Source organism: Nocardia sp. NPDC003726, from assembly GCF_053586955.1.
Map to the genome: position 1 here is coordinate 120,913 of NZ_JBSFNF010000004.1, position 25,522 is coordinate 146,434.

Below are 25,522 nucleotides of genomic sequence, written 5' to 3' on the forward strand. Positions count from 1 at the left end.
GTATGTTCGAGCGCGTGACGGTACTCATCGAACGCAACGGCCCCGTGACGACCGTGATCCTGCACCGGCCCGAAGCACGCAACGCGGTGGACGGGCCGACCGCCGCCGCGCTGGCCGACGCCTTCCGTGAGTTCGACGCCGACCCCGAGGCCGCGGTCGCGGTGCTGTGGGGCGACGGCGGCACGTTCTGCGCGGGCGCCGACCTGAAGGCACTCGGCACCGAGCGCTCCAACCGCGCCGCCGAGGACGGGGACGGCCCGATGGGACCGACCAGGATGCGGCTGTCCAAGCCGGTGATCGCCGCGGTCTCCGGCTTCGCGGTGGCCGGAGGGCTCGAGCTCGCGCTGTGGTGCGACCTGCGCGTGGCCGAACAGGACAGCACCTTCGGCGTCTTCTGCCGCCGCTGGGGCGTCCCGCTGATCGATGGCGGCACCGTGCGGCTTCCGCAGATCATCGGCACGGGCCGCGCGATGGACCTGATCCTCACCGGACGCGCGGTCGACGCGGAGGAGGCGTTGCGGATCGGGTTGGTCAATCGCGTGGTGCCCAGTGGTGAAGGCCGCCGCGCCGCGGAGGCGCTGGCCGCGGAACTGGCCGCGCTGCCGCAGACCTGCCTGCGCTCGGATCGCATGTCGTTGCTCGAGCAGGAGGGGATGACGGAAGAGTCCGCGCTGCGCAACGAATTCCGTCACGGTCTGACCGCACTGGCCGACGGCGCGCTGGACGGCGCGCAGCGGTTCGCCGCGGGCGCGGGCCGGCACGGCACTCGCGCCTGAGGCCCATGCGCCGGCTGAGCGTCGTCGACGAGATCTTCCTGCGCAGTCACCGTGGGCTCGGCACACCGATCGCGTTGCAGGGCCTGTGGCGGACGGCCGACCGGGTGGACCCAGCGCTGCTGACGCGGGTGCACGAGGCACTGCGGTCGGGGCCGTTGGGTCGCAGAGTCGTTCGCCCCCGAGTGCCCGGCGCGCGCCGAGCCTGGCGACCGAACGTGCGCGCGTATCCGATCGACCGCGCCGAGGGCGTCATGCCGGTGGCGGAGCTGCTCGACTGGGCCGACGCGCAGGGCGCCGGGCTCGATCCGGAATACGGCCCGGGCTGGCGGCTTTCCACCGCCGCCCTGGACGACGGCGGTTCGATCGTCTCCCTCACCTGCTCGCATGCGCTGGCCGACGGACGCGCGCTGGTCCTCGCGGTGGACGACGCGCTCGGCGGTGCACGGGTGCGTCCGGCGCGGTTCCCCGCCCAGGAATCGGACTGGGCCGACGCCCGTCGCCAGTGGTCGATCGTGCTGCGCGACACCGCGGCGGCGCTGCGGCACGGGATACCGCGGCGACTCGCCGCGCCGAGCCGGGACGAACAGCCGCGCGCGGCGGGCGACGCCACGCGCAGCGCGATCCTGCAATGCCCGGCCGCCGAGTGGGACCGCGTGGCGGCGCGCGACGGCGGGACGGCCAACAGCCTGTTCATCCACCTCGTGGCGACGGTGCTGCGGGACAGCGGGTTCCGCGGCGAGACGATCGAGGCCAGCCTGCCCGTCGACACCCGCGACGAACCCCGCGTCGACAACGATCTCGCCATGACGCGCATCGCGATCACCCGCTGCGACACCCCGGCGACCATCCGGGCGCTGGCTCGCTCCGCCTACGAGCACCGCATGTCCGCGCCGGGCGGCATGCCCGAAGAACTGCTCCAGGTGATCCCGGACCGCTGGGCCTACGCGCTGGCCAAGGGCGCTGGCGAACGAGACATCCTGTGCTCCAACATCGGGACGCTCCCCGCCTCGCTGCTCGAACTCGGCCCGCACCGCTGCACCGGCGTCGCCGCCCGCGCCATCCATCCCGGGCTCACCACCGCGCGACTGCCCCGCACCCGTCTGTCGGGTTACCTGTGCCGCATCGGCGACGACTACGTGCTGAGCCTGGTCTCCCTGGACCCGAAGCGAATCGAGTCCGCTGATGCGTTGCGCCGGCTGGCGGTGCGCGCGGTACGTTCCGTGGGTCTGCACGCCGATCCGTGGTGAGTCCCGCGGACGCGCACGCCGATGCGCCCCGGTCGCCCCCTGGGCTCACCTCGCCGGGCCGCGGGAATACCCACAGGCAGCCGATCGCGGCGGGTTCACGCGACACGCGCAATATTTCGGCGAACAGCCGGGAAATTCGGTGACCTGGTATGAAAATCCGATAGTTTCGCTCGCCCCGCACCGGTGATCGGGACGAATGCCGACGACGACCGCGATCAGTCGCGTCGGCCGACTCGCCGTGTGGCGTGATCAGCTGCGTCGGCCACACCTGCCGATAAAGTCTGCGGCGTACGCCGAATGAAGCCCGTGCCTGCCCCATTCGCCGTGCAAGTCCGTTTCGCGCAGGAAGTTCCGATTCCATCGATACTCGACTGGAGCATGATGAACCGAAAGCATTCGCGCACTCTCGCCGCGCTCATCGCGGTGGCCATGGCCGCTACGGGCGCTTTCGCTGTTTCTGATTCCGTGGCCGGCGCCGCGCCAGGAGAGATCAATGCCGGAGGGCTGCATCTGGTCGCGTCCGCGAACGCCAACAACGTCGCGCCCGCGGGCGACATCGCGCCGGGAGTCCCGTTCGTACACGCGGCGAGAGTGTCCGGCGATTTCTCGGTGACGCTCGACGGCCCCACGGCGCTGCGCGGCGGAGAAATCGCCATCGGTTATCTGGTCGGCTGCGCGGTCGACATCTCCAACGGCATCTCGATCGGCATCTCACCCAGCGTCGGAATCAACGCCGGGATCGCGCCCTCCTTCGGACTGGAGGGATCGCTCACCTTCGACGCGCCCTCCCTGGAGATGAATATGCCCGACAAGCAGATGATGATGCCCTCCCTGCAACTGATCGCGCCGCCGAGCATCTCCGTCGGCGCCGCCGTCGCCATCCAGCCCAGCATCGGCGTCGAGGCGGGCGTCGCCGGCGAACTCGCGGTGAATCTCGCCCCCGGTTCGGTCACGGCGGCGGTGATCGGCGCGGCGGAACTCGACGGGGAATCCGAATTCCCTTACACGTTCGCACACACCAATACCCCGTTGAATATCAGCGGCTGCCTTTCCCCGGCCTCGGCCATGCCTTTCGTCACCGTACGGGCCGATTCGAGAAAGACCACAGCGCAAACGACGGGTTACGGCGCAGCGTTCTGGTTCTGACCGGTGCACCGCGCCCGCTCGGACGGGCGCGAAGCCTCCGGCGACCGTGCGGAACAGCGCGGCTGTCGCCGGAATTCGGCCGTTGCCATGTGCGGTAGTCGTCACCGGGCGGGGACCGCGCGCTCCAGAACGTCCGCGGGGACCGAGACGCCGGGGTCGAGGTCCGCGGAGTCGATCGGGGTTTCCCAGATCTGGCGCAGCGGAAGGACCCCCGCCCACACACCCCCGTTGTCGATGTCCGACGGGTCGTCCTTCGGCCCGCCTGCGCGGACCTTCACCGACGCCTCGAGAAGATCGAGGGCGAGCACCTTCGTGGCGGCAAGTTCCTTCTTGCTCGGAGACCGCACGCGCGACCACGCGCCGGGCGCGGCGTGTTCGACGATCACCCGCAGCCCGTGCAGGCGTTCCTCGTGCTCGGTCACCTCCCGCGCGCGGCCGAGCACGACCGCGGAGCGGTAGTTCATCGAGAAGTGCATGGCCGAACGCGCGTAGACCACGCCGTCCACCAACGTCACCGCCACCGAGATGTCGGCGGCGAGCGCCGCGCGCAGGTTCCCCGCGCCGGTGGAGCCGTGCAGGTAGAGCGTGTCGCCGTCGCGGCCGTATGCGGTCGGCAGCACGACCGGCGCGCCGCCGAGCAGCACGCCCAGGTGGCAGATCAGCCCGGCGTCGAGCACCGCGTCCAAGTCGGCGCGATCGGTCCTTGCGCGATCGGTCAACCGGGTCGGCGTGCTGCGCGGCGTCGGTGAGAGGGGCGCCCGTTGGCTGGCTGTTTCGGTCATGCACCCAGCATCGAGCCGCGAATGGCATTATCAAAGTGCCAATCCGAGTGATTCTCGGCAGTCCATTTCCAGGAGCAGCCGTGCTGGAGGACCTACCCCTCGACCTCGATCGCGACCTGGCGCAACCGCTGTCGGTGCAGATCGCCGACCAACTGCGTCACGCGGCGACCAGCGGGCCGCTGCGCGGCGGCGACCGGCTGCCGTCGACCCGCGCGCTGGCAGGGCGGCTGGGCGTGAGCCGCACCGTGGTCGCCGCAGCCTACGACCAATTGCACGCGGAGGGCTGGCTGCGCGGCAGACGCGGCTCCGGCACCTACCTGACGACCGCGCCGGCCGCCGCGCCCATCCGCCCGGACGCCGTGCACGACACCGGCGCCACGTCAGAGCTGCTGGACCTCGCCCCAGGCGCGCCGTGCGTCGACGCCATCGATCCGGCCGCGTGGCGCCGCGCCTGGCGGGCCGCGGCGGATCACTCCCCCCTCGTGCGCAAGGACCGCGCGGGCGAACCGGAGTTCCGCACGGCCGTCACCGAGCACCTGCTGCGCCACCGCGGGATCGGAGCGGGCAGCGACACCGTGCTGCTCGCTACGGCCGGAACCAGCTCTGCCGTAGGCGAATTGGCCGCCGCGCTGCTGCGGCCCGGCGATGCGGTCGCCATGGAGGACCCGGGTTACCAGCGCGCCGCGGGGGCGTTCGCGGCGGCCGGTCTCGAGGTCGTTCCGGTCCCCGTCGACGCGAACGGTCTGCGCGTCGACTTGCTGCCGCCGCGCATCAAAGCGGTGTATTGCACTCCAGCACATCAGTTTCCGCTCGGCGCGCGGATGCCGGCGGCGCGGCGGGTGGAGCTGGTGGAGCACGCGCGCCGCTGCGGGATCTTCGTCATCGAGGACGACTACGACGGTGAACTGCGCTACGACACCGCGCCGCTGCCGCTGCTGGCCACCATGGCTCCGGACGTCGTCGTCCACTTGGGCACGACCAGCAAGATCCTCTCCCCCAGCCTCGGGGTCGGCTGGCTGCTCGCCGCTCCGGAGATCGCCGCGGCGGTGCTCGACCACCGTGAGCGCACCGGCACCGGTCCGAGCCCGGCGGGTCAGCGCGTGCTGGTCGCCTTCGCCGCGCACGGTGATCTGGCCAGGCACCTGCGCAGGTTGCGCCGCGCGCTGCCACCGCGCCGTGCGCTGGTGGTGACCGAACTGCGCCGCCGCGGCCTCGACGTGCTCGGCGACGACGCCGGGTCGCACGTCGTCGTGCCGGTGGCGTCGGCCGAGGACGAGCGGCGTGTGGTCGCCGAAGGCCCCGCGCACGGCGTCGCGCTCGACGGATTGGCCAGGTATCACCTCGGATCCCGCCGGGACCATTTCGGCGTCGCGCTCGGCTACACCGCGCTGCCGTGGCCGGAACTCGCCGCGGCCGTCCCGAGGGCCGCCGCGTGCCTGGCCCGGCCGTAGCATGGTCGGCATGAGCGGTCAGCCCGGAGTCGGCAGCGCGGCGTTGCCCACGCGGGGTCCCGCACATGCCGGAAACGAAGCATGAGCGAACAGGCCCGGAGCCGGCAGCGCGGTGTGACCACGCAGGGGCCCGCTCTGGCCGGAAGGGACGAAGCATGAGCGAACAGGACATCTTGGCGCGGATCAAGGATCTGGTCGACCAGGAGCACCAGCTGCGCTCGCAGGCCACCCACGGCGAGCTGGACCCCAAGACCGAACGCCAGCGCCTGGCCGAACTGGAAGTGATGCTGGATCAGGCCTGGGACCTGCTCCGCCATCGCCGTGCGCGGATCGACCAGGGCCAGTCCCCCGACGCGGCCCAGGCCAATCCGGTCTCGCAGGTCGAGGGTTACCTGCAGTAGGCGCGGCGATGTCGAGCACACCGACCGACTACGACGTCATCGTGATCGGCGGCGGACCGGCGGGGGAGAACGCCGCCGCCTACGCCGTCGCGGGCAGCGACCGCACGGCCGCCATCGTGGAGCGTGAACTCGTCGGCGGCGAATGTTCCTATTGGGCCTGCATCCCGAGCAAAGCGCTGTTGCGGCCGGGCCACGTGCTCGCGGCCGCGCGGGCGATGCCGGGGGTTTCGGCTACCGGCCTCGACGTCGAGGCGGTGCTGCGGCGCCGGGACGCCTTCGTGCACGACCATGACGATTCCTCGCAGGCCGACTGGGCGCGCGCCAACCGCATCGACATCGTGCGCGGCGCCGGACGACTGACCGGCCCCCGTTCGGTGGATGTCGACGGGCGGCAGTTGCGGGCCCGGCACGCCGTGGTGCTGGCCACCGGCACCACCGCCAACGTGCCCGACGTGCCCGGCCTGCGCGTCGCGCTGCCGTGGACTTCCCGCGACGCGACCAATCTGCACGAGGTCCCGCGCCGGGTGGCCGTGGTCGGCGGCGGCGTGGTGGCCGGTGAGGCCGCGACCTGGCTGGCCGCCCTCGGCGCCGAGGTCACCCTGCTGGTGCGCGGCTCGGCGCTGCTGGCCGCGGCCGAGCCCTTCGCGGGCAAGCGAGTGGCGGCGGCGCTGACCGACGCGGGCGTGCGAGTGCGCATGGGCACCGAGCCCACCGCCGTCGAACGCCCGGCCGCGAAGGACACCGGCGAAGGCTGGATCCACGGCGGGCCTGTCACGATCCGGTTGCGCGGCCCCGAGGGCGAGTCGGCGCTGGAGGTCGACGAGATCGTGGTCGCGGCCGGACGCGCGCCCGCCGCGAAAGGGCTCGGACTGGACGCGGTCGGGCTGTCCGACGGTTACGTCGCGGTCGACGACCATCTCACCGCGCGCGATGTCGAAGGCCAGTGGCTGTATGTGGTCGGCGACCTCAACCACCGCGCCGCCCTCACGCATATGGGCAAGTACCAGGGCCGGGTGTGCGGCGACGTGATCGCCGCGCGGGCCGAGGGAAAGCCGCTGGACGACCCGCGTTTCGTCGCGAGCTCCGATCACGGCAAGGTGCCGCAGGTGGTGTTCACCGCGCCCGAGGTCGCCTCGGTCGGCCTGACCGAAGCCGCGGCCAGGGACGCGGGGCATGCGGTCGAGACCGTCGAACTCGATATCGAGGTGGCCGGATCGGCGCTGTCCAGGGACGACTACGCGGGCCACGCGAAGCTGGTGATCGATCGCGACACCGACACGCTGCTCGGCGCCACCTTCGTGGGGCCGGACGTGGGCGAGCAACTGCACGCGGCGACCATCGCGGTGGTCGGCCGGGTACCGCTGTCCACCCTCTGGCACGCCGTGCCAGCATTCCCCGCGGTCAGCGAGTTCTGGCTGCGCCTGTTGGAGGCGCGGCGCGCATAGCTACCATTTGAAAATGGTGGCAACAACGGATATCGCGACCGCCGACGGAGTCGTCCGCGGTCGCCGTGGCCGCCGCGTCTTGCGCTGGCGGTCCATTCCCTACGCGGCTCCTCCGATCGAGGACCTGCGCTTTCGCGCTCCACAGCCGGTCCAACCCTGGTCAGGTGTGCGGGCCGCGACAGACTTCACCTCCGCGGCGATGCAGCACCGCTCCGGAGCGCGGATCGGGGCGCGCGCCTATCAGCCGACCAGCGAGGACGCGCTGACACTGAATGTCACCGCGCCCGCGACGACGGCGTCGAGCCCGCGCCCGGTGCTGGTGTTCATCCACGGCGGCGGCTATCTCATCGGGACATCCGCGCTCGGGCTGTACTCCGGGGCGCGACTGGCGCTGCGCGGCGACGTGGTGGTGGTCTCGCTGAACTACCGGCTCGGCGCGTTCGGCTATGTCGATTTCAGTGAGTTCGGCACCGACGAAGAACCGTTCCACTCCAACCTCGGCCTGCGTGACCAGCTCGCCGCGTTGGAGTGGGTGCGCACCAATATCGCGGCGTTCGGCGGCGATCCCGACAACGTGACGATCTTCGGCGAATCGGCCGGCGCGCACGCCGTGCTGAGCCTGCTCGCCACACCGGCCGCCAAGGGCCTGTTCCATCGAGCCATCGCCCAGAGCCCGCCCGCCGACTGGGCGGTCACCGCGGAGGAGGCCCGCGGTTTCGCGCGCCGCTGTGTGGCCGCGCTGGGCGCCACACCGGACACCGCGCACACCGCGCTGCGCACCGCGGGGGCCAACGACATCCGCCGCGCGGTCGATCGCACCATCGCACAGGTGGTGCGCGAACACCCGGGCGCCTTCCCGGTCTGCCCGGTCGTCGACGGTGCGTTCCTGCCGTTCTCCCCGGTCGACGCGATCGCCGACGGCTCGGCGCACCGGGTGCCGCTGATCATCGGCACGAACCGGGACGAGGGCACGCTGTTCGCCAGGTTCGCCGACGAACTGCCCACCACCGCGGACCGGCTGCGCAAGGCGCTCGGCAACTCCACCGAGGCCGAGTCTCGGATCAAGGCGGCCTATCCCGGCTATCCGCAGCCGAAGGCCGCGGTGCGAGCGGGCGGCGACTACACCTTCTGGCGTCCTTCGGTGACGGTCATGGAAGGTCACAGCAAGCACGCGCCGACCTACGCCTACCGCTACGACTTCGCCCCGCGCGCCTTGCAGCTGGCCGGGATCGGCGCCACGCACGCGACCGACCTCATCCCGGTGTTCGGCGTGACGGACACTCCGATCGGCCGGGCCTTCACGGCCGCGGGCGGCAGGCGCGGCCTGCGGGCGGTCACCGATCAGTTCCAGGACAACTGGCTGGCTTTCGCCCGCACCGGCGCTCCGCTGCCGTCCTGGCCCGCGTACACGGAGGCGCGCAGGTCGACTCTGATCATCGACTACCCCACGCGCGTGGAACACGACCCGGACCGGGAGAAACGACTCGCCTGGCAAGGCGTGCGGGTCCCCACGCTGACCTGAGCGGGGCCGCTACTTCAGCAAGCGCGACATCCGCCGGTCCGCGAGGATCTTGCCGCCGGTCTGACAGGTGGGGCAGTACTGGAAGGACCGCTCGGCGTAGGAGACCTCGCGGACCGTGTCGCCGCAGACCGGGCATGGTTGCCCGGTCCTGGCGTGCACCCGCATGCCGGAGCGCTTCTCGCCCTTGAGGCGGGCCGCGTCCTGGCCGACGGAACGTCCCACCGCGTCGGTGAGCACCGTGCGCATCGCGGTGTACAGCTCGGCCACCTTGTCGGCCGGGAGCGTTTTGGTGTTCGCGAACGGCGAGATCCGCGCGGTGTGCAGGATCTCGTCGGAGTAGGCGTTGCCGACACCCGCCAGCAGCGACTGGTCCACGAGCGCGGTCTTGATCCGCTGCGAGGTGCCGTGCAGGATGTCGGCGAACTGCGCCTCGGTCACTTCCAGCGCGTCGGGGCCGAGGCGCGCGATACCCGGCACCGCCTTGGGGTCCGTCACCACGTACGCCGCCAGCCGCTTCTTCGTGCCCGCCTCGGTGAGGTCGTACGCCGGCGTCGCCCCTTCGGGGGTGAAGAAGTGCACCCGCAACGCCAGCGGGCTCTTGCCGCCCGGTTTGGGCGGCATCGGGCTCGGGTCATCGATCCAGCGCAGCCATCCGCCTCGCGACAGGTGCGTGACCAGCCACAACCCGTCGCATTCCATGCCGAGGAATTTGCCCCAGCGCCCCGCGCCGGTGACGTCTCGGCCGGACAGGGCGGTGACCGGGGGCTCGAACGTCTTGACCGCGCTCAACGCGGCCACGTCGACGCGGCCGACCACGGCGCCGACCGCATGCTCCCGGAGGAACTGAGCCAACGCCTCCACTTCCGGTAGCTCAGGCACGGGGTTCAGACTACCCAGCCCTACCGACAACCTGCCGGTTCTCCCGCGGCGGCGGGGCGGATCACGCCCCGCGGCGCAGCAGGTAGATGTCCATGATCCAGCCCTTCCGCTCGCGCAACTCGGCGCGCCGCCGGACGATCCGCTCCCCCACCTCGGCCAGCGGCCCTTCGATCAACGTCTCGTCCGGCATGCCGAGGTAGGCGCCCCACCAGATGTGCACGTCCGGGTCATCGATCGCGGTGAACGAGCAGTCGCCGTCCAACATCACCAGCGCGTTCTCCGCGCCCATACCCTCCTCGCGCAGGCGGCGGCCGGTGGTGATGCGCACCGGTTCACCGATGCCGTGCAGCACGATCCGGTGCCGTGCGGCCAGGGCCTGCGCGCTGGTGATGCCGGGAACGACCTCGTACTCGAAACGCACCGCGCCGCGAGCGAGTACCCGCTCGACCATCCGCAGCGTGCTGTCGTAGAGCGCGGGATCACCCCAGACCAGGATGCCGCCGACGCCGTCGGCCGCCGCGAACGCCGCTTCCAGCAGCGCCGACCGGCGCTCGTGCCAGTCGTCGACCACGTCGACGTAATCCGCCGGCGTGCGGTCCCGCGGCGGGTCGGCGATCGGCACGATCCGGTACGGCCGATCCATGTGCTCGGCCAGGATCGCCGTCCGCACGTCGGCCAGTTCCCGTTTGGCCTCCCCCTTGCCGATGACGAAGAACGTCTCGACCTGCCGCATCGCCTTGACCGCCTGCACGGTGACCTGGTCGGGATCGCCGGCGCCGATGCCGATCACGTAGAGCTTGCGCATGGGCTCGAGCTTGCCAGGACTGCCGTCGTCAGGCCGGGCCGGGGACGCGCCCGAACGGCTCGCGGACAGTGCGAGGACGAAGACTAGAGTTGCCAGACGTGGCTCACGACGCGCTCGATCCGGCATCGGCTCCCGACACCCAGTACGAGGATTTGCTGCGGCTGGTGCTGACGTCCGGCACGAAGAAGGCCGACCGCACCGGCACCGGCACGCGCAGCATCTTCGGCCACCAATTGCGCTACGACCTCGCGGCGGGCTTCCCGCTGGTCACCACGAAGAAGGTGCACCTGAAGTCGATCGTCTACGAGTTGCTGTGGTTCCTGCGCGGCGATTCCAACGTCGGCTGGCTGCGCGAGCACGGCGTCTCCATCTGGGACGAATGGGCCGATGCCGACGGCGAACTCGGCCCGGTCTACGGCGTGCAGTGGCGGTCGTGGCCCGCGCCGGACGGCACGCACATCGACCAGATCTCCCAGGTGCTGCACACGCTGCGCACCGACCCCGACTCCCGGCGCATCATCGTCTCGGCGTGGAACGTCGCCGACTTGGACAAGATGGCGCTGGCGCCGTGCCACGCGTTCTTCCAGTTCCACGTGGCCGACGGGAAACTGTCCTGCCAGCTCTACCAGCGCAGCGCCGACCTGTTCCTCGGCGTGCCGTTCAACATCGCCAGCTACGCCTTGCTGACCCACATGGTGGCCCAGCAGACCGAGCTGATCCCCGGCGACTTCATCTGGACCGGCGGGGACTGCCACATCTATGACAACCACCTCGAGCAGGTCGCCGAGCAGCTCGCCCGCGACCCCTACCCGTTCCCCACGCTGCGGCTGCATCCAGCGCCGACGCTGTTCGACTACCGCTACGAGGACGTGGAGGTGGACGGCTACCGGCACCATCCGGCCATCAAGGCCCCGGTGGCGGTGTGAGCGAGCGGACGGTCGGGCTGATCTGGGCGCAGACCCTGGACGGGGTGATCGGATCCGGCAACAAGATCCCTTGGCGGCTGCCGGAGGACATGGCGCACTTCAAGGACGTCACCTGGGGTCATCCCGTCGTGATGGGCCGCAGGACCTGGGATTCGCTGCCGCCGCGGTTCCGGCCGCTGGCCGGGCGGCGCAACATCGTGGTGACCAGGCAGCCGGACTGGTCGGCCGAAGGCGCCGAACGGGCGTCGTCGGTGCCGGAGGCGCTGGACATATGCGCCCCGGACGCGGTCTGGGTGGCCGGCGGCGGCGAGATCTACCGTGCCGCGCTCGAGTTCGCGACCGAGTTGCGCGTCACCGAGATCGATACCGAAGTCGAGGGCGACGCCTTCGCGCCGCCGATCGGACCGGAGTGGCGATCCGACGACCCGGAGCCGTGGCGCACCTCCACCACCGGTCTGCGCTTCCGCATCCGGCACTACACCCGGCGGTCCGCTTAGCGCGCCACGCCGTGCCGACCCGCGAACGCCGCCGTCACGGGCGGGGCCGGTGAAACCCGGCCCGCGTCGCGGCGGACTCGGGCATACTCGCGATATGCGGGCGGCCGGACCCGCGTCCGGTCGAACGCCTGAGCCGTTGCCACCAGCCCGGCATCGGCTGTGGTGCTCTGCGAAAGGCGGTCCATGGAAAAGAAATCGCTGACTGCGGTAGCGCGCCAGCAACTGAAGCTGGCCACCCTCGCCACGAGCGGGCGCAGTTCACAGACAATCTATGGCGGCCACACGCACACGCTGCGGCAAACGGTGGTCGGCCTGAGGGCCGGGCACAGTCTGGCCGAACACGACAACACGGGCGAGGCCACCTTGCTGGTGCTCAGCGGCACCCTGGTGTTGCTCAGCGGCGCCAACGAATGGAAAGGCTCCGAGGGCGACCTGATCGTGGTGCCCAAGGCGCGCCACAGCGTCAAGGCGATCGACGACGTGGCGTTCCTGCTGACGGTGGCGATGTAGTCCGCCACGATGCGGGTCGGCACCCCGGCCGCCGCGGCCGGGCATTAGGGTGTCGATCATGGGTGAGCCGCAGCCGATCCTCGAACCGCTCACACCGTCCGCGATCTTCTTGGTCGCCACGATCGACGAGGGTGGCGAAGCGGCGGTCCGCGACTTGCTCGCCGATATCACCGGCTTGCGCCGCTCGGTGGGCTTCCGCCTGCCCGGCGCGAACCTGACCTGCGTCACGTCGATCGGCTCCGACGCATGGGATCGCCTGTTCGCCGGGCCGAAACCGGCTGAGCTGCATCCGTTCCCCGGTTACGTCGGCGCACGCCACACCGCGCCCGCGACGCCGGGCGACCTGCTGTTCCACATCAAGTCCGAGGTGCAGGACGCCTGCTTCGAGCTGGCGATGGCCATCGGTGACCGGCTGGCTGGCGCGGGGACGATCGTGGACGAGACCGTCGGCTTCCGCTACTTCGAGCAGCGCGACCTGCTCGGTTTCGTGGACGGCACGGAGAACCCGGAGGGCCGCGCGGCTTTCGCGGCGGCGCTGGTCGGCGACGACGACCCGGAATTCACCGGCGGCAGCTATGTGATCGTGCAGAAGTACACCCATCCGCTGGAGGACTGGCGCGCGCTGTCGGTGGAAGAGCAGGAGCGCGTTATCGGCCGCACCAAACTGGACGACTTCGAACTCCCCGACGAGGTGAAGCCCGCCGACTCGCACGTCGAGGTCAACACGCTGATCGATCCGGACGGCACCGAACGCCAGATCCTGCGCGGCAACATGCCGTTCGGCAGCGTGCGCGAGGGCGTGTTCGGCACCTACTACATCGCCTACGCGGCCACGCCCAGCGTCACCGAACGCATGCTCACCCGGATGTTCCTCGGCACCGAGGAGGCGGCTTACGACCGCATCCTGGACTTCTCCATCGCCCACACCGGCACCTCGTTCTTCGCACCCACCGTCGATTTCCTCGACGACCTGCCCCCGGCGCCGTGGGAGGCGGCGGAATCCTCGGTGTCGATGGACACCGACGGCGCCGGTCGCGCAGATCTGCCCGGCACCGCCGCGCCCGCGGGCGTCGGCGCCCTCGGTATCGGCTCGTTGAAAAGGAGCATCAGGTCATGAACAACCTCCATCGCGAACTAGCGCCGATCACCTCCGAGGCGTGGGCCGCCATCGAGGAGGAGGCGAAGCGCACGTTCAAGCGGCACATCGCGGGCAGGCGCGTCGTCGACCTGTCCGGCCCGCACGGCGTCGACTACTCCGCGGTGGGCACGGGAAGCACCACCGCGATCGACTCGCCGGACGCCGGGGTGTTCGCCCGGCAGCGGGTGGTCGCGCCGCTGGTCGAGCTGCGCGTGCCGTTCACGCTCTCCCGCGAGGAACTCGACGACGTGGAGCGCGGCGCGCAGGACACCGACCTGGACCCGGTGAAGGACGCCGCGAAGAAAATCGCGTTCGCCGAGGACCGGGCGATCTTCGAGGGATATCCGGCCGCGCACATCACCGGCATCCGCGCCAGCTCGTCCAACGACCCCATCACCCTGCCGAGTGACACCAGGCTGGTGCCGGAGGCGATCGCGCAGGCGTTGAGCGCCCTGCGGCTGGCCGGTGTGGACGGACCGTACTCGGTGCTGCTCAGCGCCGATCTGTACACTGCGGTCAGCGAGACCTCCGATCACGGCCACATGATCCGCACGCACATCGAGCGCCTGATCCCGGAAGGGGAGATCATTTGGGCGCCCGCCATCGACGGCGCGATCGTGCTCACCACCCGCGGCGGCGACTTCGATCTGCGGATCGGCCAGGATCTGTCCATCGGTTACCTGTCACATGACAGCAACTCGGTGCAGCTGTACTTCCAGCAGAGCCTGACGTTCCTGGTGTACACCGCCGAGGCGGCGGTCCCGCTCACCCTGTGAGCGCCGTTCAGAACTGGGAACGGCCGGGGTGTGTGCGCTCGGGGCTCCAGGCGGTACGGTGGGCCGGAAATGCGCCATGAACAGGTAGGTGAGATGACGACGGTGCGGGCAGGTGTCGTCCCGACGCAGCGTGCCGTGTTCTACAGCGTGCTCGGCATACTGGCGACGGTCATGATCTGCGGTTCGTTCGTCGCCGCGTTCGGGGTGAACCGGGTGTTCACCGGTTTACTGGCCGGAGCCGTCGTCGGTATCGCTGTGCTGGCCGCGCTGTTCACCCGCGACGCCGTCGTGCTCACCGATCACGCCATCTACCGGCGCAAGCCGTGGACGGTCTCCCGGATCTCGTGGGATCGGGTGGTAGCCGGGCGCTTCGCGCTGGACGAGCGCGCCCGGTGGTCGCTGGCGCTGGACCTCTCCGGCGGCGACGAACCACACGGCGAACTGGTGCTGCTGTCCATCCCCCCGGTGGTCCGCCCGGTCGCAGGCGCCTACGACCTGCGTAAACGCGACCAGGTCACAGAAATCCGGGCGATCCTGCGGCACAAGCGGATTCCGGTGACCGTGCTGCCGCAGATCGCGGGCGCGTTGCAGGAGCACTGGCAGATCGCGCCGCCGACGCACTGAGCCGGATCCTTCGCCTTTCTGCTCAGCGCAACTCGCGGATCAGCACATCGAAACGCGGGGCATCGGGCCAAGATGGGCGTAGCCATCCGACTCTTTCCCAGCCCCAACGCCGATATCGCTGGTAGGCGCGCTCGTTGTCCGCTTCGACGAGCAGTGTCGCGCGCTGTTCGGTTCGGGCACCAAGCAGTTCGTCATGCATTGCCCGCGCTATGCCCCGCCCGGCATATTCCGCACACACCATGATCTCGCTGAGCCCGAATGTGCGCGTGCCGTCTTCGGCAGTGAACTCTTCGAGGTCGCCACTGTCGAGATGCAATCCCGTCCACCATCGCGCGTTCGGCGGTAACGGCCATCCCCAGATTTGCCCCGCAGGTTCACCGTCGACTCGGGCAAGCACATACTCGAATCCGCTGTCACGACGACCGGTATAGGAATCGAACCGGCGCATGAATTCCGAGGGCGAGTCGAATGGGTCTCCGGAGGCGATGGCATCGACGTACGAACGCCGGTAGACATCCTCGACAATCTCTCTTCGCGCGCGTGCTTCGTCAGCGGTGTAGTGCTCGAATTTCAGGCCATCCGGGAGACCGGTCATACGGTCACCGCCTTCTGTGCCAGGGAGTCGTACAAGTCGCGGAACTCCGCACCGGCGGGCACTCGATCGACTGCTGTCCGAACCGGCTCGAGTCGACGCAATGTGCGTGTCGATGCAATGGCAGACAGTTCCGACAACGCCGGGAACCCATGCTCGAGCGCGCCGGTGATATCGCCGAGACGAGCCCTGGTCGCGGCCGACCATGCGCGGACGATTGTGGCGTTACGCATCGCCGCAGGGTGATCGACCGCAGCCGAGTACAGTTCGACAGATCGGCGCAGGTCGCCGATATCTGCATAGCCGCGAGCCTCGTGGTCGGCGACCTCCGAGTAAGTGACGAATTGCAGCCATTGCGGAACTTCTTCCAGCGGCTCGGACTGCATGGCATGATCCAGCTCTCGCCATGCTGTCGCGATAGCACGCCCGAATGCCATTCTGTCACCTAGTATTCCGTACGCCTGCGCCTCACGAACGGCTATCAGAGCATGTATCCGACCTGGTGGCCGACCGCGCATCAAGGTGCGGGCACGATCAGCGAGTTGCAGTGCCTTGTGGGGGCTTCCTCCTCGATTGGCGCGAGCAAGGGAGCTGGATTGATTCGCCGCAATCAGGCAAGTGTGTGCAATGAGGTCATCATCGTTCGCCTCGGTGCCGAGAGCCATGGCATCAGCAAAGCACCGGCGCGCAAGAGGGTGCCGGTCCGCGTCATAGGCCAACCACCCGGCGAGCACGGCGAGTTCTCCGGTCGCCTTGGTGAAGGCGCTGCCAGTAGCGGAATCGAATACACCGGTTTGAAGCCGGTCCAGGGCGTGCGCCAGCTTGTCAACAGCGAAACCGACCAGTTGTGCACCGCCTGTGCGCTGATCCTCCTGACCGAGCGCATCGACTTCGGCCAACAGCCGTTCGGCATCACTCATGCCGATACTCATGCCGATTCGGTCGGCGCTGTCCGGGACAAGCACCGCGACCGCGCCTACCGCGGCTAGCTTGTTGAACTCACGCCGCTTCACATCGTCCTCGACTTCCCGCACATGCATACCGACCGCACCGTCACCAGCATTGGCCGGTTCGGGATGGATGGTTTCTGCCCCGCTAAGAACAGGATGCCCTCCGGTTTTCGGTGGTGCACCTGCCAACTGATGCCAGAACCGCTCCCGCTGCGCCGGTTCGAGGCCGTTGTAGATCGTGTCGAGCGCTTCGGCCGACCGCCCTCTGACCGGACGCTCCGCTGTGGTCCTCTGTTCCCACTTCTGCACAGTCGCAGTCTGAAATCCGACCTTCTCGGCGAACTCCTCTTGTGTCATGCGCAAAGCAACCTCGCGCAGCGCTCGGACTTCTTTTCGTGTCCATGTGCTGACGATCAATACCCACCCCTCGCCCGTGCCCTCCAACGGTCCGTACGAGAAGCGTACGACCTCGAGGCGAGTTGTGTGCCTGGGATCACATGCTCAGCACGGACAAGCTGGAAGAGCCCCGTCGCCGGGTCGATGCGATGCCTTGATCGGCTCCCCGGCGGCGGGCCCACACCAAGGCCGAGCAAGCTGACCAAGAGGTCTAACACCGATGGCACACATATCTTTCGGGGACACACCCCGGTCTCGCTGCCACTTCTACCGGCGCGTGTGTGATTTGCCCGCTGTCATCGACCCGCCGGAGCTGGGGCGCATCATCATGCGCGCGTCGTACGTTGGAGCGTTGACCATGCCCGCTCCGTTGGGTCGAGCCGTAAGGCAAGTCATGCAGCGCCGCCGGGATGCCATTGGGCCGATTGTGGCGCATCCTCGCTCGAACAGGTGGACCTACATTGTGCGGCCGGATCTTCCCGACGACACAAAGCTTTTCGCGGAGATGTTCCGGCTCGACGTGTCGATTGTCCGGGAGGGCGGCACGGTGGCACTGCCGTCGCCCACAGCCGAGTCCGGCGCTGTCCGGCATTGGATAGAGACACCGCAGGACAGATACCGCCCGTCCGGAATGGTTGTAGTCCAGGCCATCCGGGCATGTGCCGATCCAGGCAGGCGATGACGGGAGAAAACGCGATGACTTCTCCGCTGCCGAACGATCCGGATGTACATCTGTCGGTCTTCCTGCACGGCGTCCGGCTCGACTTCACGGCCTGCCTCACCGCCGCGTTGACGTTCATGGAAGACCACCGGAAACGCCACTACGTCGACGCGGTGCACATACTCCCAGATAATGCCGAGGGCTGGCCCAGGTTGCCGAACGAGAGGTTGTACCTGGAACTCTGGAGAGTTCCTTGCCCGCTGGCCGGTGCACGCGCGACACTGACCTGTTCGGACCATGACGAGAAGGAGCTGGGCGTGGGAAATGACGAGCAGTTGACCATCGATCTCGGCGTACCCGTCGAACAAACCGAATGGGGCAAATGGGTAGACCCTGAGCGCCGCAAGGCGCAGGCACAGAAGTTCATGGACCATGCCGGCATAAGCCGCATCCCTTCCGAACCGTGGCCGGAAGACTCGCCGGAGGTGAAACGGCTGGACCCCATCGTCGCGGAGTTGTTCCCGGACCTGGCTACCGCGATGGCTCCGGAGAATGCCGACATGGTGGACGCTTTCATCTGCTTCGTCGGTGAATGCTTCATCAGATTCGCGGGCGCACGATGGTTCGATTGCGAATGGTTCGGCCGAGATTATTCCTTCTACCCGCGCGTGAATCCCGCAGTGGAATGCGACACCTACGACGAAGACGAAATCGTGATGTGGCGACTGGTAGACAGCATGATCGGCTACAACCCCGAAGATCATGACGGCATGTTCTCCTACATTGCCGCTGCAGTGCGCGAATACGCCTCCTACCACGAAGAGAAGCGGCAAGAGGAATCCACCGACCGCACGTGAAGGCTTGATTCTCCACGCCTTCTCACCAGGACACCACGAACACCGGGGGGTGTGTCCAGCTATGCCGGACGGATACGACCGGGACCGCGACAAGGTCAGGAATCATGAGCGCGGCAGAATATTCGAAAACGGCACCGGCCGTTTCTTTAGCGACCGCGAGAACGGATACGTTCAGCAGTCGCGGTTATACCGCGTCGAAGGCGTGGGTAAAACCCGATTCGACAAGATCAAAGACGATCGAGGAATAATCAGCTCCATCGAAGAGAAATCCGGCAGAATCGAGGGAGACAAGGACGAAACTCAGCTCAAGGTGATACGTGCCCTTCTCGCCAATCGTGAGGTGCATCAACACACATTGCGATCCGTCGAAGGCGAATTCATCTCGAGTAAGGCCCAGGAACTCATCAGAGGATTGCTCCGGGATTTCGGGGATCGGTTCACGCACCGGGTCATCTCGCGCGCCGATGCACGCGAGATCTGGGCACGCGGTCTGGCGTTGGAGCGAGGCCAGCAGCTCGAATTGCCCGGTGTCGGCGAGAAGGCGCGGCAGCAGAAGGCGCAACAGCGCGAGCACCGGTCGAAATTAGCGGAGCTGGCGAACAAGGCACGCGAGCGGGCCGAGAAGTTCCGGAATATGCTCCGGTTCCGGGAAGGCGCCGCTCGTGGGCGGGTGGAAGCCCCGCAGCGAGCCGAACACGCCAGGCAAGTCCACGAGCAAGCCGAGCGAGCCAGGCAAGCACCTCGAGCGCCGGAGACCGAGCCCGCACGGGTTGCACGTGAGGCCGCCGAGCGGGTCGCGCGGGAATTCCCAGCGCCCGATCAGCACCAGGAGCGATCGGCCGCCGACACCGAGGAACGGGCGGCCAGAGAGGCGGCCGAGGCCTGTGCGGCAGAACGCGAGGCAGCGGAGAAGCAACGCGCGGCAGCGGAGCAGGAGCGCGAGGCAGCGGAGCAGGAGCGCGCGGAACATCTCGCGCGGCTGCAAGCGCAGGGAATGCCGCCGGAGGTGGTTAAGATTCTCGGGCTCGGTCAAGCGGAACCACCGTCGGCGGCGGTGCGGGAGCCGCCGGGTCATGCTCCGTCAGCTGTGCGGGGGTATTGGCACAGCCAGGATCGGAGCCGGGGAATCGAGCGCAACCGGTAGTCGCACGAGTTCCTGGTCATGGGGTGGGCGATGCCAGGCGGTCCAGCAGCACGGCCGCTTCGGCCCGGACCGGGTCGAGATCACCGGACCAGCCGAGCGTGCGCAGCACCGCCCCAGGGATCGCCCGCTCCGCGTACCTGGGCGCGGTCCCTTCGTCGGAGCGAATGCTGATTACCGTCTCCACCAGACGGAACGGCAGCGATTCGGTGCCCGGCACGTTCACCGCCCCTACCTCGGCCAGCACCTGGGCGGCCAAAGCCTCGTAGTGGCTGCGCAACTCGTCGCGGCGCAGGCGGAAGGCGGCGAAGCGCTCGGTGCGCAGCTCTGGAAGCAGGTACAGCGCACCGAGATTCCAGCGCGACGCGCACAGTTGCCGCACGTCGAACAGCGCCAGCGCGTACAGCCGGACCGGCGGCGGCTCGGATGCCGCCCGCAGCCGGTGCGCCAGTTCGATCGGCGCGGCGACGGTTTCGGCGAGCAGCGCGTCGAGGATGTCGTCCTTGGCCGCGAAGTGGTGGTACAGCGAGGCCTGGCGGATGCCGACGGCGTCGGCGATCGCACGGGTGGAGGTGTTGGCGTACCCGTTGGTGGTGAACAGTTCACCTGCGGCGTCGAGGATCTCGGCGCGCGGCGTCGATCCGCGCCTGCGTCGCTGTTCGAGACGCGGCCGTCCGGGCCCGAGGTTTGCCACGGGTTCATTCTGGCAGGTCGGCGCGGGGAAGCTCTGCCGCGGTGGTCGTGCGCACAGCTCCGTGACGGCGCGCGGTGCGTTTTCTGTCATTTGACAGAAATCCCCGCAACACAGAAGTTACCGAAGGTCTCGAAAGCGATACACGCAGGTCACCGAAAGCGCGATCGCGGCGGCAAAACTATCGCCTGATAGTTATTGGCACGCCGAAGGACCGCCCATGGCCACCACGCTCGCCCCGACCCCGCCGCCCGACCTGACCGGCGACAGCGCCGACCTCGCCCGGTTCGGCTACCAGCCCGTCCTGCACCGCAAGCTCGGCCGCTACGCCTCCTTCGCGGCCGGTTTCTCGTTCGTCTCCATCCTCACCACGATCTTCCAGTTCTTCGGCTTCGGCTATTCGTTCGGCGGAGCCGCCTTCTTCTGGACCTGGCCGATCGTGTTCGCCGGACAGTTCCTCGTCGCGCTCAACTTCGCCGAGCTGGCCGCGCGCTACCCGATCTCCGGCTGCATCTACCAGTGGTCGCGGCGGCTCGGCGGCGAACTCGTCGGCTGGTTCGCGGGCTGGATGATGATCATCGCGCAGATCGTCACGGCCGCAGCCGCGGCGATCGCCCTGCAAGTGGTGCTGCCATCGATCTGGAGCGGATTCCAGCTCGTCGGCACCGACACCGCGCTCACCTCGCCGTCCGGCGCGACCAACGCCGTGCTGCTGGGCAGCATCCTGCTGGTGGTCACCACACTGATCAACGTCATCGGCATCGATCTGATGGCGCGGATCAATTCGATCGGGGTCACCGTGGAGATCGTCGGCGTGCTGGCGATCATCGCGCTGTTCTTCACCCACACCGAGCGCGGGCCCGGCGTGGTACTGGAGACCGACCAGGCCGCGCCGGGGCCCTACTGGGCCGCGTTCCTGGTGTCGGGATTGATGGCGGCTTACGTCATGGTCGGATTCGACTCCGCCGGTGAGCTTTCCGAGGAGACCAAGAACCCGCGCCGGGTCGCGCCGCGCACCATTCTCACCGCGCTGTCGGTCTCGGCGCTCGGCGGCGGGCTGATGCTGCTGGGCGCGCTGATGGCCGCGCCGAGCCTGTCCGACGGCGCGCTGGCCTCCGACGGCCTGGCCTACGTCCTGACCGCGAAGCTGGACAGCCCGGCGGGCAAGGTGCTGCTCGGCTGCGTGGCGGTGGCGATCACCGTGTGCACCCTGGCGATTCAGACCGCGGGCTCGCGGCTGATGTTCTCCATGGCGCGGGACGGGAAACTGCCGTTCGCCCGCAGGCTCGCCGCAGTGCACCCGCGGTACGGCACGCCGGCGCTGCCCGCGATCGTGATCGGCGCGCTCGGCATCGGCCTGCTGGTGCTGAACCTCGGCAACGCCGCGATCTTCGCGACGCTGGCCAGCGTCTGCATCGTCACCCTGTATCTGGCCTACCTGTTGGTGACCGTGCCGCTGCTGATCCGCCGGTTCACCGGCCTGCCGGACGCGGGCACCGACGCGCGGCTGTTCGGGCTGGGCCGGTTCGGCATTCCGGTCAACGCGCTCGCCGTGGTCTGGGGCGTCGCGATGGTGGTGAACCTGGCCTGGCCGCGCGCCGAGGTATACACCCCGGCCGGGGGCGGCTGGTGGATGCTCTGGGCCGCACCGCTGTTCGTGCTGCTGGTGCTCGCCGTCGGTGTTCTGGTGCATCGCTTCGTGGTCGGCTGGTCGCGCGGCGTCGCCGCCGCCGAGCCCGCGCCGCAACCGGCCTGAGCGCCTCCGATGCGGCGGCGCGCCCGGCGCCGCCGCACACCCACACACGCAGCATCCGAAAGGAATCATCGTGACAAGCACTGCGGACACCTCCGGCGCGCGAGCGCACGCACGGGCGCAGGCCGCGGCGGCGGCGATCGCGACTCCCGTGCTCCCCGCCCGGATACCGGCCTCGAAGATCACCTTCGCGCAGCGGATCCCGGCGGACGGTTACGCGAACATCGCGCTCGGACGCGGCACCCGCGTCCGCCTGTCCGACCCGGACGGCGGGGCCTGCGCGCACCTGCTGCTGGTGCGCACCGACGCGCCGTGGGAGCGCCTCAACGTCGCCGACACGGTCAAGGTGCCGTGGCAGGCGTACCTGGGCAGCGGTCATCCGCTGCTGTCGGACCAGGGCCGTGTGCTGGCGACCGTGCTCGCCGACACCTCCGGCCACCACGACACGCTCTGCGGACCGACCGCCCAGGCCCGCCACTCGCTGCGCCTCGCGGGCGCCAAACACGGTTTGGAGCCCAGGGACATCGGGCCGACGGTCTCGTTCTTCCGTGGCGTGCGCGTCGCGCGGGACGGCGCGCTCGTCGCCACCGGCAGCGCCGCCCCCGGCTCTTCGGTGGATCTGCTCGTGCACCTGCCGGTCACCGTGCTGGTCGCCAACTCCGCGCACCCGCTGGACGACCGGCCGGCGACGGACCTCGACTTCGTCGCGTGGGCCGCGCCGGAAGACCTCGCCGTACCCGGCAGCGAAGACCCGGAATACCTCCGGGCGCTGGAGAACACCGAACAAGCCTGGACCGCCGCGCTCACCCTGGAGGCAACCGCATGACCACGACACGCACCGTCGTGCTCGACGAGACCGTTCCGGCCCGCTCGCCTTGGTCGGCGGTGGTCCGGGCGGGCGAACACCTGGAGATCATCGATCTGCACGGCAATCAGGCGGTGGACTGCCTGCTGTACTCGGCGGCCGATCACGCCGACCGCTACAGCGCGCAGGCCACGATCACCGCCCAGCGCAACATCTTCCTCACCACCGGCAGCGTGTTGCTGAGCGACGCGGGCACGGCCCTGATGACGGTGGTGGCCGACGAGGTCGGCAATCACGACACCATCGCGGGCGCCTGCTCTCAGGAATCCAACACGCTGCGCTACGGCCACCACACCCGCCACCAGCACGCCTGCGTGGAGAACTTCCTCACCGAGGCCTTGCGCTGGGGCCTGGGCAAACGCGATCTGGTGTCGAACATCAACTGGTTCATGAACGTTCCGGTCGAGGCCGACGGCACGCTGGGCATCGTGGACGGACTGTCCGCGCCCGGCAAGCGGGTCACGCTGCGCGCCGAGATCGACACGCTGGTGCTGGTGTCGAACTGCCCGCAGATCAACAACCCGTGCAACGGCTTCGACCCGACCCCGGTGCGCATGGTGGTGTCGCGATGACCGTCGTCGAGCTACCGGCGGCCAGGACGGAGCGGGCCACGCGACCCGGCCGGATCGAGGTCGTCCGTCCCGGCATGCTCACCACCGTGCAGGACTGGCCCGGCAGGGTCGGGTACTGGCACATCGGCGTCCCGCCGTCGGGTCCGATGGACGATTTGTCCTTCCGCCTCGGCAATCGCGCGCTCGGCAATGCCGAGGGCGCCGCCGGACTGGAATGCACCCTCGGCGGCCCCGCGCTGCGGTTCACCGCACCGGGGTGGGTCTGTGTCACCGGCGCTCCGGCGCAGGTGACCGTGGACGGTGCGGCCGTGCCGCAGTGGCGGACGGTGCCGGTGCCCGCGGGCGGCGTGCTGGACGTCGGCGCGGTGCGCGGACCGGGGATGCGCTGCTACGTGCTGATCGCGGGCGGTATCGCCGTCCCCGAATACCTGGGCAGCAGCGCCACATTCACGCTCGGGCGCTTCGGCGGCGGCACCGGCGGCGCGTTGCGCGCGGGGGAATCCCTGGCGTTGGGCGCGCACCACGGCCGGGTCGCCACCGCCGTGCCGATGGACGAGCAACCCGTGCTGACCCGGCGCTGGGAACTCGCGGTCACCGAAGGCCCGCACGGCGCGCCCGAGTTCTTCACCCGCGCCGACTTCGAGACCGTCGTCGGCACCGACTACGAAGTGCACTTCAACTCCGACCGCACCGGCGTCCGGCTGATCGGGCCGAAACCGGAGTGGGCACGCACCGACGGCGGCGAAGCGGGATTGCACCCGTCCAACATCCACGACACCCCGTATTCCGTCGGCGCGCTGGACTTCACCGGCGACACGCCCATCCTGCTCGGCCCGGACGGACCGAGCCTCGGCGGTTTCGTCTGCCCGGTCACGGTCGTGGCGGCCGACCGCTGGAAGCTCGGACAGCTCTCGCCCGGCGACAAGGTGCGGTTCGTGCCGGTCCGCGGCGACCGCGCGGCCTCGATCCGGGAGTTCGGGCCCGCGCGCCGGGCCGGGTGGCCGACGGTGCTCTCGGCGGGCGGCGACGGCGACGACGGGGTGCTGCGGCGTTGCGACGTCGATGACGAGACCGCCGTGACGTATCGGCGCGCAGGCGACGACGGCGTGCTCGTCGAATACGGCGCCATGACCTTGGATCTCGGCCTGCGCGCCCGCGTGCACGCGCTGCATCAGCACCTGCTCGCCGCCGGGGTGCGCGGGGTGACCGAGCTGACCCCCGGCATCCGCTCGTTGCAGATCCGGGTCGATCCGCACGTGCTGTCCGTGGCCGCGCTGCTCGATCTGCTCGCCGAGACGGAGGCGCGGTTGCCCGCCTCCGACCAGCTGATCGTGCCGAGCCGGGTCGTCCATCTGCCGCTGTCCTGGGACGATCCGTCCACGCGCGAGGCGATCACCCGCTATATGCACGGCGTGCGCGCCGACGCGCCGTGGTGCCCGTGGAACATCGAGTTCATCCGGCGCATGAACGGCCTGGATTCCGTCGCGGACGTCTACGACACCGTGTTCGGGGCCGAGTATCTGGTGCTCGGCCTCGGCGACGTCTACCTCGGCGCGCCGGTCGCCACCCCCACCGATCCGCGGCACCGGCTGGTCACGACGAAATACAACCCCGCCCGCACCTGGACACCGGAGAATGCGGTCGGGATCGGCGGCGCCTACCTGTGCGTCTACGGCATGGAAGGGCCTGGCGGCTATCAGTTCGTCGGGCGCACCACGCAGGTGTGGAACCACCGAGCCGGTGCGGCCCCGGTTCCCCCTGGCGCGGACCGGGCCGCCTCGGGAGCGGAAACACCCTGGCTGTTGCGCTATTTCGACCGGATCCGCTGGTATCCCGTCGAAGCGGAGGAACTGCTCGACCTGCGTGCCGACTTCGCCGCGGGCAACGCGCGGGTGCGTGCCGAGGACGGCGAATTCCGCTTGGCGGAGTATCGGGCGTTCCTCGCCGAGAACGCCGAATCCATAGAGGCGTTCCGCGCGAAGCAGACGGAAGCGTTCACCGCCGAACGCAATTCCTGGCGTTCGGCTGGGGAACTCGCGGGATGAGGTGTGCGCATAGGTCACGACGGCAACCGACCTCTGCGCAGGAGCGCACCGGACGAACTGTCCACACAGGCCAC

General features: G+C 69.3%; 25 protein-coding genes. 19 read left to right on the forward strand and 6 right to left on the reverse strand.

Translation table 11 applies throughout. The features are described 5' to 3' along the window. Positions 1-2: 2 nt before the first annotated feature. From ACWDMM_RS07250 to ACWDMM_RS07260, 3 genes are all read left to right on the forward strand, one after another. Positions 3-776, forward strand: a complete 774-nt coding sequence (locus tag ACWDMM_RS07250; RefSeq protein ID WP_397071548.1) for a crotonase/enoyl-CoA hydratase family protein — start codon at positions 3-5, stop codon at positions 774-776. A 5-nt stretch (positions 777-781) separates the two neighbouring features. Continuing rightward, positions 782-2,023 (forward strand): hypothetical protein, encoded by a 1,242-nt coding sequence (locus ACWDMM_RS07255; RefSeq protein ID WP_449936450.1) that lies wholly within the window; start codon positions 782-784, stop codon positions 2,021-2,023. A 381-nt stretch (positions 2,024-2,404) separates the two neighbouring features. Then, on the forward strand, positions 2,405-3,169 hold the full coding sequence (locus ACWDMM_RS07260) for an MspA family porin (RefSeq protein ID WP_357103886.1): 765 nt from the start codon (positions 2,405-2,407) through the stop codon (positions 3,167-3,169). A gap of 101 nt (positions 3,170-3,270) precedes the next feature. On the opposite strand, the gene ACWDMM_RS07265 is transcribed toward ACWDMM_RS07260, so the two are convergent. Continuing rightward, positions 3,271-3,951, reverse strand: coding sequence for a pyridoxamine 5'-phosphate oxidase family protein (locus ACWDMM_RS07265; RefSeq protein ID WP_449936453.1), 681 nt, complete (start codon positions 3,949-3,951; stop codon positions 3,271-3,273). Between the two features lie 80 nt (positions 3,952-4,031). On the opposite strand from ACWDMM_RS07265, the gene pdxR reads away from it, so the two are divergent. The 4 genes from pdxR (at position 4,032) to ACWDMM_RS07285 (ending at position 8,770) form a co-directional block, all read left to right on the forward strand. Next, positions 4,032-5,402 (forward strand): MocR-like pyridoxine biosynthesis transcription factor PdxR, encoded by a 1,371-nt coding sequence (gene pdxR / locus ACWDMM_RS07270; RefSeq protein WP_449936455.1) that lies wholly within the window; start codon positions 4,032-4,034, stop codon positions 5,400-5,402. 155 nt (positions 5,403-5,557) lie between these two features. Next, positions 5,558-5,803, forward strand: a complete 246-nt coding sequence (locus ACWDMM_RS07275; protein ID WP_357103896.1) for a DUF2630 family protein — start codon at positions 5,558-5,560, stop codon at positions 5,801-5,803. A gap of 8 nt (positions 5,804-5,811) precedes the next feature. Further along, positions 5,812-7,248: a dihydrolipoyl dehydrogenase family protein gene (locus tag ACWDMM_RS07280; RefSeq protein ID WP_449936459.1), complete on the forward strand. Its 1,437-nt coding sequence runs from the start codon at positions 5,812-5,814 to the stop codon at positions 7,246-7,248. A 13-nt stretch (positions 7,249-7,261) separates the two neighbouring features. Then, positions 7,262-8,770 (forward strand): carboxylesterase/lipase family protein, encoded by a 1,509-nt coding sequence (locus tag ACWDMM_RS07285; RefSeq protein WP_357103901.1) that lies wholly within the window; start codon positions 7,262-7,264, stop codon positions 8,768-8,770. A gap of 9 nt (positions 8,771-8,779) precedes the next feature. Here the strand turns inward: ACWDMM_RS07285 and ACWDMM_RS07290 are convergent, their stop codons facing one another. Further along, the gene (locus ACWDMM_RS07290) at positions 8,780-9,649 is read right to left on the reverse strand and encodes an Fpg/Nei family DNA glycosylase (protein ID WP_449936462.1); all 870 of its coding nucleotides are present in this window, start codon (positions 9,647-9,649) and stop codon (positions 8,780-8,782) included. A gap of 61 nt (positions 9,650-9,710) precedes the next feature. Then, on the reverse strand, positions 9,711-10,454 hold the full coding sequence (gene cobF, locus ACWDMM_RS07295) for a precorrin-6A synthase (deacetylating) (RefSeq protein WP_449936464.1): 744 nt from the start codon (positions 10,452-10,454) through the stop codon (positions 9,711-9,713). A gap of 98 nt (positions 10,455-10,552) precedes the next feature. Here cobF and ACWDMM_RS07300 point away from each other — a divergent pair, with 98 nt between their 5' ends. The 6 genes from ACWDMM_RS07300 (at position 10,553) to ACWDMM_RS07325 (ending at position 14,925) form a co-directional block, all read left to right on the forward strand. Then, positions 10,553-11,380, forward strand: a complete 828-nt coding sequence (locus tag ACWDMM_RS07300; protein ID WP_357103910.1) for a thymidylate synthase — start codon at positions 10,553-10,555, stop codon at positions 11,378-11,380. Further along, on the forward strand, positions 11,377-11,877 hold the full coding sequence (locus tag ACWDMM_RS07305; RefSeq protein ID WP_449936467.1) for a dihydrofolate reductase: 501 nt from the start codon (positions 11,377-11,379) through the stop codon (positions 11,875-11,877). Before ACWDMM_RS07300 ends, ACWDMM_RS07305 begins: the two co-directional genes overlap by 4 nt. A gap of 183 nt (positions 11,878-12,060) precedes the next feature. Continuing rightward, on the forward strand, positions 12,061-12,387 hold the full coding sequence (locus ACWDMM_RS07310) for a cupin domain-containing protein (protein ID WP_449936470.1): 327 nt from the start codon (positions 12,061-12,063) through the stop codon (positions 12,385-12,387). A gap of 58 nt (positions 12,388-12,445) precedes the next feature. Next, complete coding sequence (locus tag ACWDMM_RS07315; RefSeq protein ID WP_449936473.1) at positions 12,446-13,504, forward strand: Dyp-type peroxidase; 1,059 nt, start codon at positions 12,446-12,448, stop codon at positions 13,502-13,504. Further along, positions 13,501-14,301, forward strand: a complete 801-nt coding sequence (locus ACWDMM_RS07320) for a family 1 encapsulin nanocompartment shell protein (RefSeq protein WP_449936476.1) — start codon at positions 13,501-13,503, stop codon at positions 14,299-14,301. The genes ACWDMM_RS07315 and ACWDMM_RS07320 overlap by 4 nt, the downstream gene beginning before the upstream one ends. A gap of 93 nt (positions 14,302-14,394) precedes the next feature. Continuing rightward, positions 14,395-14,925, forward strand: a complete 531-nt coding sequence (locus ACWDMM_RS07325; RefSeq protein WP_357103925.1) for a hypothetical protein — start codon at positions 14,395-14,397, stop codon at positions 14,923-14,925. Positions 14,926-14,947: 22 nt separating this feature from the next. Here the strand turns inward: ACWDMM_RS07325 and ACWDMM_RS07330 are convergent, their stop codons facing one another. Together ACWDMM_RS07330 and ACWDMM_RS07335 are read right to left on the reverse strand one after the other, a co-directional pair. After that, a complete protein-coding gene (locus tag ACWDMM_RS07330) occupies positions 14,948-15,520 on the reverse strand; it encodes a GNAT family N-acetyltransferase (protein ID WP_449936479.1) in 573 nt (190 codons plus the stop codon). Beyond that, positions 15,517-16,824, reverse strand: a complete 1,308-nt coding sequence (locus ACWDMM_RS07335) for a hypothetical protein (RefSeq protein ID WP_449936482.1) — start codon at positions 16,822-16,824, stop codon at positions 15,517-15,519. The genes ACWDMM_RS07330 and ACWDMM_RS07335 overlap by 4 nt, the downstream gene beginning before the upstream one ends. A gap of 735 nt (positions 16,825-17,559) precedes the next feature. On the opposite strand from ACWDMM_RS07335, the gene ACWDMM_RS07340 reads away from it, so the two are divergent. Both ACWDMM_RS07340 and ACWDMM_RS07345 read left to right on the forward strand, forming a co-directional pair. Next, entirely contained in the window at positions 17,560-18,381 is an 822-nt protein-coding gene (locus ACWDMM_RS07340) for a hypothetical protein (protein ID WP_449936483.1), read from the forward strand. A gap of 61 nt (positions 18,382-18,442) precedes the next feature. Beyond that, positions 18,443-19,525 (forward strand): hypothetical protein, encoded by a 1,083-nt coding sequence (locus tag ACWDMM_RS07345; RefSeq protein ID WP_449936486.1) that lies wholly within the window; start codon positions 18,443-18,445, stop codon positions 19,523-19,525. A 16-nt stretch (positions 19,526-19,541) separates the two neighbouring features. Here the strand turns inward: ACWDMM_RS07345 and ACWDMM_RS07350 are convergent, their stop codons facing one another. Continuing rightward, positions 19,542-20,216 (reverse strand): TetR/AcrR family transcriptional regulator, encoded by a 675-nt coding sequence (locus ACWDMM_RS07350; RefSeq protein WP_323124145.1) that lies wholly within the window; start codon positions 20,214-20,216, stop codon positions 19,542-19,544. A gap of 217 nt (positions 20,217-20,433) precedes the next feature. Between ACWDMM_RS07350 and ACWDMM_RS07355 the strand changes: the two genes are divergently transcribed. The 4 genes from ACWDMM_RS07355 to ACWDMM_RS07370 all read left to right on the forward strand — a co-directional run bounded on the left by ACWDMM_RS07355 (position 20,434) and on the right by ACWDMM_RS07370 (position 25,448). Then, positions 20,434-21,969, forward strand: coding sequence for an amino acid permease (locus ACWDMM_RS07355; protein ID WP_449936489.1), 1,536 nt, complete (start codon positions 20,434-20,436; stop codon positions 21,967-21,969). 70 nt (positions 21,970-22,039) lie between these two features. Then, on the forward strand, positions 22,040-22,792 hold the full coding sequence (locus tag ACWDMM_RS07360; RefSeq protein WP_449936492.1) for a DUF1989 domain-containing protein: 753 nt from the start codon (positions 22,040-22,042) through the stop codon (positions 22,790-22,792). Further along, entirely contained in the window at positions 22,789-23,403 is a 615-nt protein-coding gene (locus tag ACWDMM_RS07365; protein WP_449936495.1) for an urea amidolyase associated protein UAAP2, read from the forward strand. The genes ACWDMM_RS07360 and ACWDMM_RS07365 overlap by 4 nt, the downstream gene beginning before the upstream one ends. Beyond that, complete coding sequence (locus ACWDMM_RS07370; RefSeq protein ID WP_449936496.1) at positions 23,400-25,448, forward strand: 5-oxoprolinase/urea amidolyase family protein; 2,049 nt, start codon at positions 23,400-23,402, stop codon at positions 25,446-25,448. The genes ACWDMM_RS07365 and ACWDMM_RS07370 overlap by 4 nt, the downstream gene beginning before the upstream one ends. The last annotated feature ends 74 nt before the right edge of the window (positions 25,449-25,522 follow it).